Annotated in this window: 12 protein-coding genes and 1 pseudogene; 5 read left to right on the forward strand and 8 right to left on the reverse strand. The window is 44.3% G+C overall.

Features of this window, described 5'->3' with window-relative positions:
* The 3 genes from B7C60_RS17685 to B7C60_RS03225 form a co-directional block, all read left to right on the forward strand.
* Nucleotides 1-349 (forward strand): aspartate carbamoyltransferase (locus B7C60_RS17685; protein WP_483887747.1); only part of this gene is annotated, 349 nt, incomplete at its 5' end.
* Between the two features lie 12 nt (nt 350-361).
* Nucleotides 362-829: an aspartate carbamoyltransferase regulatory subunit gene (gene pyrI / locus B7C60_RS03220; protein ID WP_099610413.1), complete on the forward strand. Its 468-nt coding sequence runs from the start codon at nt 362-364 to the stop codon at nt 827-829.
* Between the two features lie 137 nt (nt 830-966).
* Nucleotides 967-1,356 carry a RidA family protein gene (locus B7C60_RS03225; protein ID WP_099610414.1) on the forward strand — a complete coding sequence of 130 codons (390 nt, stop codon included), beginning with the start codon at nt 967-969 and terminating at the stop codon, nt 1,354-1,356.
* A 53-nt stretch (nt 1,357-1,409) separates the two neighbouring features.
* On the opposite strand, the gene B7C60_RS03230 is transcribed toward B7C60_RS03225, so the two are convergent.
* The 8 genes from B7C60_RS03230 to mlaF all read right to left on the reverse strand — a co-directional run bounded on the left by B7C60_RS03230 (nt 1,410) and on the right by mlaF (nt 6,797).
* A complete protein-coding gene (locus tag B7C60_RS03230) occupies nt 1,410-2,153 on the reverse strand; it encodes a 1-acylglycerol-3-phosphate O-acyltransferase (protein ID WP_099610415.1) in 744 nt (247 codons plus the stop codon).
* Between the two features lie 71 nt (nt 2,154-2,224).
* Nucleotides 2,225-3,490, reverse strand: a complete 1,266-nt coding sequence (gene murA, locus B7C60_RS03235; protein ID WP_099610416.1) for a UDP-N-acetylglucosamine 1-carboxyvinyltransferase — start codon at nt 3,488-3,490, stop codon at nt 2,225-2,227.
* 9 nt (nt 3,491-3,499) lie between these two features.
* Entirely contained in the window at nt 3,500-3,754 is a 255-nt protein-coding gene (gene ibaG / locus B7C60_RS03240) for a BolA family iron metabolism protein IbaG (protein ID WP_099610417.1), read from the reverse strand.
* Between the two features lie 3 nt (nt 3,755-3,757).
* The gene (locus B7C60_RS03245) at nt 3,758-4,075 is read right to left on the reverse strand and encodes an STAS domain-containing protein (RefSeq protein WP_099610418.1); all 318 of its coding nucleotides are present in this window, start codon (nt 4,073-4,075) and stop codon (nt 3,758-3,760) included.
* A complete protein-coding gene (locus tag B7C60_RS03250; protein ID WP_099610419.1) occupies nt 4,075-4,713 on the reverse strand; it encodes an MlaC/ttg2D family ABC transporter substrate-binding protein in 639 nt (212 codons plus the stop codon). Before B7C60_RS03250 ends, B7C60_RS03245 begins: the two co-directional genes overlap by 1 nt.
* 2 nt (nt 4,714-4,715) lie before the next feature.
* Nucleotides 4,716-5,210: an outer membrane lipid asymmetry maintenance protein MlaD gene (mlaD, locus tag B7C60_RS03255; RefSeq protein WP_099610420.1), complete on the reverse strand. Its 495-nt coding sequence runs from the start codon at nt 5,208-5,210 to the stop codon at nt 4,716-4,718.
* A 2-nt stretch (nt 5,211-5,212) separates the two neighbouring features.
* Nucleotides 5,213-6,004, reverse strand: coding sequence for a lipid asymmetry maintenance ABC transporter permease subunit MlaE (gene mlaE, locus B7C60_RS03260; RefSeq protein WP_099610421.1), 792 nt, complete (start codon nt 6,002-6,004; stop codon nt 5,213-5,215).
* Nucleotides 5,994-6,797, reverse strand: coding sequence for a phospholipid ABC transporter ATP-binding protein MlaF (gene mlaF / locus B7C60_RS03265; protein WP_099610527.1), 804 nt, complete (start codon nt 6,795-6,797; stop codon nt 5,994-5,996). The genes mlaE and mlaF overlap by 11 nt, the downstream gene beginning before the upstream one ends.
* A gap of 347 nt (nt 6,798-7,144) precedes the next feature.
* Here mlaF and B7C60_RS03270 point away from each other — a divergent pair, with 347 nt between their 5' ends.
* Together B7C60_RS03270 and B7C60_RS17690 are read left to right on the forward strand one after the other, a co-directional pair.
* Entirely contained in the window at nt 7,145-8,110 is a 966-nt protein-coding gene (locus B7C60_RS03270) for a calcium/sodium antiporter (protein WP_099610422.1), read from the forward strand.
* Between the two features lie 17 nt (nt 8,111-8,127).
* Nucleotides 8,128-8,245 (forward strand): annotated as a pseudogene (locus B7C60_RS17690) (D-arabinose 5-phosphate isomerase); the annotation flags it as partial.

The following is an 8,245-nucleotide window of genomic DNA, read 5'->3' on the forward strand; positions in this document are numbered from 1 at the left end:
TATGCCTGATTATATTTGTGAAGAACTCGATGAAGCCGGTATGCAATATAGCTTTCATACTGATATGGAAAGCGTCATTCCTGAACTCGACATCCTCTATATGACCCGAGTACAAAAAGAGCGTTTTGATGAGTCTGAATATGCTCATATCAAATCGGCCTATGTCCTGACCGCTTCCTTACTTGAAGGGGCACGCGATAATATGAAAGTGCTCCATCCTCTGCCTCGTGTTGATGAAATCACTACCGATGTTGATAAAACACCACATGCTTATTTCTTTCAACAAGCAGAAAATGGCGTTTATGCGCGTGAAGCCTTACTTGCCCTTGTGTTAAACGAGTCACTGTAATTGGAGCCCATCATGAATAAAGAAACCAAACTGCAAGTTGAAGCCATTAAAAACGGCACCGTTATTGACCACATTCCGGCTAAAGTCGGTATTAAGGTGTTAAGACTCTTTGACATGCATAACACCAATCAACGCGTCACCATTGGCTTAAATCTCCCGTCATCTGCACTGGGACACAAAGACTTACTAAAAATTGAAAATGTCTTTATCAATGAAGAGCAGGCCAATAAATTAGCTTTGTATGCTCCCCATGCCACAGTGAATCAAATTGAAGATTATCAAGTCGTTAAAAAACTTGCACTTGAGTTGCCACCACAAATCAACAGTGTCTTTGCGTGCCCAAATAGCAATTGTATTTCCCATAATGAACCGGTAGAAAGTAGCTTCCGTATCCTAGAAAAAAACCACGATATTCGCCTCAAGTGTAAATATTGCGAGAAAGTTTTTTCACGTGAAGTCGTCACAGAGCGCGACGCATAAATCGCTCTTCACTCCTTATGTTCTCTGACATCGGGAGTGAAAACAACGCCCGCTTCTCATGCGATTGCCTCTTTACCTAACACATCTTTAAGGGCACACTAAAAGTTCTTTTTAATCACCAAGATGGAATCCCTAGCATGACAAAAGTTCTGCATACTGACTCAGCTCCAGCCGCCATAGGCCCTTACGTTCAAGGGGTCGATTTAGGTAATATGGTTCTAACTTCAGGTCAGATCCCTGTCAATCCAGAGACAGGTGACATACCTACCGGTATTGCCGCTCAAGCCCGCCAGTCGTTAGATAATGTAAAAGCCGTCATTGAGTCATCCGGCTTAACAGTGGGTGATATTGTGAAAATGACGGTCTTTGTTAAAGATTTAAATGATTTTTCAACCGTCAACCAAGTTTACGGGCAGTTTTTTGATGAGCATAATGTTGCCCATTACCCGGCCCGCTCTTGTGTTGAGGTGGCACGTTTACCCAAAGACGTTGGTATTGAAATCGAAGCGATTGCCGTTCGTCATTAATTGACAGGCCAGAGAGTCCAATAAAAAGGTTGCTTTTAAAGCAACCTTTTTATTTATTGAGGTGAATGAATATTGGCTCCATTAAGCTGAGCGACTTCAGCATCCAATTCAGTCAATTTTGCTAACATGCCCTGATGACACTGCTGAGAAAGCATTCGAACCTGCTCTTTATTTAAGCCTGCCGTACTGACCGGAGGCAACATTTCAACGATCACATGGCCGTTATTCCAACGGTTAAGTTTTAGATGATCTGTTGAGCTGCAGACAATTGGAATAATCGGCACTTGAGCGCCTATCGCCGCATGGAAAGCTCCCGCTTTAAAAGGTAGCAATCCTCGACCGCGAGAGCGTGTCCCCTCTGGAAACATCCAAACAGAGACGTCGCTATTTTTCATGCTGTCGACCACTTGATCAATGGTTCCTTTCGCTTTGGATTTATTCGCTCGATCAATCAAAATGTTGCCCGTTAGCCAATATAACTGCCCAAATAAGGGCATCCAAGCTAAGCTTTTCTTGCCCACGGTCACCACTTTCGGTGTTACTGCCGCAGACACGGTGAAAAGATCCCAAGTATTTTGGTGGTTCGCAATATAAATGGCTTGACCCCGTTGGTATGCGTTCTCTGGTATACGCAACTCTAAAGTAATACCAAAAACTTTCGACATTGCAGCAAACATGCGGCCAAAAGTAAAAACATGCTTGGGGTTACGCGGGCTAAATAAACAATACCCACAGCCAAATATAAACATCACCACCGCAAACAACGCGACGGCTAAAATTCGCAATAAAGCAATCATCCAGGTTCTCCAAAGGAGCTTGAATAAAAAACCGAAACCCTTGGATTTCGGCCCATTAACAGACAAACCGTTTAGCTTGACTCGTGAATGCGCTCAATATGAGCGCCCAACGCAGAAAGCTTATTTTCGATACGCTCATAGCCACGATCAATATGATAAATACGATCGACGATGGTTTCCCCTTTGGCAATACAGCCAGCAATCACCAGGCTAGCAGAGGCACGTAAGTCGGTTGCCATCACCTGTGCACCACTGAGTGAATCAACATCACCACAAATCACCGTGTTGCCCTCAATTTCCGCTTTTGCCCCCATACGCATTAACTCAGGCACATGCATAAAACGGTTTTCAAAGATGGTTTCCGTGATTACGCCCCCCCCTTTGGCAATCATATTTAATAAAGTAAACTGAGCCTGCATATCGGTTGGGAAACCAGGATGGGGAGCAGTGCGAATCGAAACGGCTTTGAGTTCTCGATCGGTCATATCGAGACTGATCCAATCATCTCCCGTTTCAATCACGGCCCCAGCTTCTTCAAGTTTAGCAAGTACCGCTTCTAATAAACTGGCTTTGGTATTACGACAAATCACTTTGCCATGAGAAACCGCCGCAGCCACTAGAAAAGTCCCAGTTTCAATGCGATCCGCCACAACAGCATGTCGACCACCGCCAAGCCGTTCAACGCCTTCAATCGTGATGGTATCGGTACCTGCGCCTGAAATTTTTGCCCCTAACGTATTTAAGAACATGGCCGTATCAACAATTTCCGGCTCACGCGCAGCATTATCTAAAATAGTTGTCCCTTCGGCCAATGTTGCCGCGCACATAATTGTAATGGTCGCGCCTACGCTGACTTTGTCCATAACGATATGTGCACCTTTTAAACGTCCATCAACCTGTGCTTTAACATAGCCGTCTTCGAGGGTAATGGTCGCCCCTAACTGCTCTAATCCGTGAATGTGCAAATCGACTGGACGAGCACCAATAGCACACCCTCCAGGTAGGGAAACTTGCCCTTGTCCAAAACGAGCCACTAATGGGCCCAAAGCCCAAATAGAAGCCCGCATGGTTTTGACCAAATCATAAGGAGCGCAATATTGATCGATTTGACTCGCATCCACGTGTACTGAGCCATTACGCTCAACTTTTGCACCTAAACGTTTAAGCAGTTCCATCGTGGTATTGATATCGCGTAGATGAGGAACATTAGCAACTTCAACGGGCTCTTCAGCTAAAATAGAAGCAAATAAAATCGGCAGTGCTGCATTTTTTGCACCAGAAATAGTCACTTCACCTTGTAGTGGTAAATCAGACCCAACAACTCGAAATTTTTCCATTAAAAAACCTTACAGCGACATCAACTTTTTATTGCGCGCCCACTCTTGCGGGGTAAACGTTTTGATTGAAACAGCATGAATATCATTACGTTGGATATACTGCATCAGCGGTGCATAGATCAGTTGTTGTTTCTTTACACGGCTCATACTTTCGAAACTTTCATCAACCGCGATGACATCGTAGTGACTTCCTTCACCTTTGACGTGAAGCTCTTGAAGGTTGAGTGCTTGTTCTAATATTTGTTGTACTTGTGCGCTATCCACAGTTCACTCCTGCTGATGGTTGATATGCTGAGCCAGCATCGTTTCAATATTGCTCAACTGAAATAATGTGCGCAGTTGTTGGGGCACAAAACTGAGTATTATATGGCAATTTTGGTTTTTTGCATGCTCTATTAAGTGAATTAACATCACCATCCCTGCTGAATCAATTCGTTCAACGTCGGCTAAAGACACATCACATTGCGAGGCACCGGCTCGCCATGATTGAATTTCAGACCATAAATGAGGAACAGTCTCTCGGTCTAACGCACCACACAGCAATATCCGTTCTGCGTTGACAACCTGCCATTGAGGGTGACTCATTAATTATTACTCTCAAAACGGATGGGTTGATCTGCCAGAGTTTGTAGCTCTTTGGCTACCGCCAAAATCCCTTCTTGACGAATTTTACCACTCCATTCTGACTGTTTACTCGAAAGTAAACTGATACCTTCGGCAACCATATCAAAGGCTTTCCAATTTCCGTCTTTTTCTTTACGTAATTTAAATTCCAAATTGATATTCGGGCGTGGGGTATCAATAATCTCGACTTTTATACTGGCAATGCGCCGATCATCAGGAATGGCGGTCTCTGGCCCAAAAACAATTTCTTGATCGCTATATTGGGTAAGCACTTGCGCATAACTGCTAACTAAATAGGCACGAAAAGCATGGATGAAAGTACCGACATCTTCTCGCTTCGCTCCTTTCAGGTGAGGTCCGAGTAACTTTAAGGCGGCATACTGCTCATTCACATAAGGCATCAGTTCTTGTTCAACAATCACCTTCAAATGCTCAGGATTATCATGAATAAGCTTTTGGTCAGCTTTGAGCCGGTCAAAGGAAACTTGGGCCACTTCTTTCATCATTAGATATGGATCGGCTTGATCAATCACCACTTGTGCCACGCTGGCCCAAGAGCACAAAAGAGTCATTAACACCGTGAGTGAACGTTTCAGCATAATTATTTCCCGTCTTTATCGCTACTTGAACCACCACCGACACTGTACAAAACTTGACCAATCAAGTCTTCCAAGACTAACGCTGATTTAGTGTCTTCAATACGGTCGCCATCTCGTAACATCTGCTCATCATCAAACACAAACCCAGGGATTAGGCCAATATATTGCTCACCGATAAGCCCTGAGGTGAGGATTTGTACGCTTGACGTTTCAGGAAATTGATCATAGCGGCTATCAATCGCTAACGTGACTTGAGGTAAAAGACGATGCTGATCTAAGCTGATCGCAGCAACTCGTCCAACCACGACACCACCAACTTTAACTGGGGAACGAACTTTTAAATTCCCAATATTATCAAACTCTGCAGTAAGTGAATAAGTATCGTTCGCTCCAAGCCCTTTCACGTCAGCGACTTGAAAAATAATGACTAGAATTGCGCAAATTCCTGCTAGCACAAAACTGCCTACCCAAAATTCTAGTTTACGTGTTTGTTGCATGTTTAGTTCCCAAACATCAATGCGGTCAGTACAAAATCTAGCGCTAATACTGCCAGAGAAGAATGAACCACGGTGCGCGTGGTTGCTCGGCTAATGCCTTCCGAAGTCGGAATGGCATCATAACCATTAAATAGTGCAATCCAAGTGACGGTAATGGCAAACACCACACACTTGATTAAGCTATTACCAATATCAGCTCCCAGCTCGACCGAGGCCTGCATGGTTGACCAAAAACTGCCATAATCAATTCCCTTCCAGTCAACGCCAACTAATTGTCCGCCCCAAATACCAACCGCCATAAATATCATTGCCAACAGTGGCATTGAGATAAGGCCAGCCCATAGGCGAGGAGCAATAATACGTTTTAGTGGATCGACCGCCATCATTTCTAAACTGGAAATTTGTTCAGTCGCCTTCATTAAACCAATTTCAGCCGTCAAGGCAGACCCAGCACGTCCAGCAAATAATAAAGCCGTCACGACCGGCCCTAATTCACGTAGCAATGATAACGCCACCATCTGGCCTAAGCTGGTTTCCGCGCCATAATCGACTAAAATCACATACCCTTGTAGGCTTAATACCATACCGATAAACAAACCAGACACCACAATAATGGCTAAAGATTGCACTCCCACGCTGTATAACTGTTTAATCAATAAAGGCAAATGCTGAATCGGTCTAGGCCGTCCGGTCATTGCTCCTACCAGCATGAGGCTAGCTCGACCAAACGATTCGCTCACGCCAAGACAGCGTCGGCCAAAATGCGTCACCCACTGCTTTGCATTATTCAACATCAAACAGATCCTTTTCTATCGACTGAGCAGGAAAACGGAAAGGAACCGGCCCATCCGCTTCACCACACAAAAATTGTTGCACTCGTGGATCGCGATTTTTTTCAAGCTCTTGTGGCGTACCAAAGGCAATCACTTTACCATCAGCCAATAAATATACCCAATCGGCAATACTCATCACTTCCGGCACATCGTGCGACACCACCACAGAAGTGAGCCCTAAGGCCTGATTAAGATTACGAATTAACTCAACCAAAACCCCCATAGTGATAGGATCTTGTCCAACAAAAGGTTCATCGTACATGATTAATTCAGGATCGAGTGCTATCGCTCGAGCCAATGCAGCACGGCGAGCCATCCCACCGGATAATTCACTTGGCATGAGGTGAGCCGCCCCACGCAGCCCGACTGCTTCCAATTTAAGCATGACTAAGGTTTTAATAAAGGCATCATTAAGTTGCGTGTGCTCACGCAAAGGAAAGGCAACGTTATCAAACACGTTAAGATCGGTAAAAAGCGCGCCCGATTGGAAAAGCATGCTCATTTTCTTACGTGCTTGATATAACTCCCGCCGACTGAGACGCGGAATGTTTTCACCATCAAACCAAATTTCTCCTTGCTCAGGAAATAATTGTCCACCAATCAGACGCAGTAAGGTGGTTTTCCCAATCCCTGAAGGCCCCATAATCGCGGTAATTTTCCCCTTCGGCATATGCAAGCTAATATCATCGAAGATCACTCGATTTGCTCGAGAAAAGGTTAAGTTATTAATGGTTACGAGATTGGTTTCACGCATACTCACCATTCGCTGTTGTCGATTTCCATCTAGAAGATGAGCAATCATAAGCAGATTAACCCCAAATTAAAAGCACTGTTCGATTACTTAATCGTCTGATCCACTGTTATTCACCTCACAAGCTACCTTTTATTGGGGCTTTCTCGCTCATCATCTGCCACTTTTGATGACGATATATACGTAACAAAGTGTAAGAGAAAACGGTGAGACACTCGATTTTTGCCTTAGTATAAAAACGATGCATGAAAATGAGACAATAAATACCATCTTCAGCTTCCCTTTTAGTGATCAACACGTCAAAATTAACGGTTACTTATTCTGTTTTTTTCATCAAACTAGGAATTGTCATGCTCGAAGCTGTTGGATTACTGATCGTCGGCCTCATTTTACTCGTTTGGAGTGCAGATAAACTGGTTTTTGGCGCTGCTGCTATTGCAAGAAATGTCGGCATTTCACCTCTAGTCATAGGAATGACGATTCTCGCAATGGGCTCTTCTGCGCCAGAAATGATGGTTTCAGCAACTGCGGCTTTGAGTGGAAAAACCGATACCGCGGTCGGCAATGTGCTGGGATCCAATATCGCTAATATCGCGCTAATTTTAGGTATTACGGCACTGATCAAGCCTCTCTCAATCAGTTCAACGGTACTACGCCGTGAACTGCCCTTGATGATTATCGTTACCCTAATTGCTGGTGCCTTATTGTGGAATAATCACCTGGGTTTCTATGAAGGTATTTTACTTTTAGCCTTGTTTGTGGTTTTTTTGCTAGCGATGTTACACATCAGCCGAAAAGAACAGCAAAAAGGTGACCTTTTATTAGCCGAAAGAGAGTCTGAAATTCCCCACGATGTCAGCAACTCAAAAGCCGCTATGTGGGTGGTTTTCGGCTTAATCCTGCTACCTTTCGCAGCCAATATGCTCGTCAATAATTCGGTTATCATTGCCAAATACTTCGGCATGAGCGATTTAGTGATCGGGCTGACCATCATCGCAGTCGGTACCAGCCTGCCTGAACTCGCGGCCTCCTTAGCGGGTGTGCTGAAGGGAGAAGATGATATGGCGGTCGGCAATATTATCGGTTCTAACGTATTTAATATCCTAGCCGTGATGGGGCTGCCGGGGCTCTTAAATCCATCGATACTCAGTGAAAATGCGATGGGAAGGGATTTTTGGGTCATGTTAGGCGTCTCATTATTATTGGTGATTATGGCATTGGGTAAGTCTCGCAGTATTAATCGCCTAGAAGGTGCCATTCTATTTATCGTGTTCCTCGGTTATCAAGGATATTTACTGATGAATATGGCCGCTTAATTATTGAGGAGTTAAAGATGTTTGATAACTTTGACTATCGAGGTGTTGCCCAACAAGTGCTCGCCACCGAGATCGCCGCGCTACAACAACTAGAACAATATTTTAATGATGATTTTTGCCAAGCTTGCCAAATGA

It is taken from the genome of Vibrio fujianensis (assembly GCF_002749895.1).
GTDB classification, from domain to species: Bacteria; Pseudomonadota; Gammaproteobacteria; order Enterobacterales; family Vibrionaceae; genus Vibrio; species Vibrio fujianensis.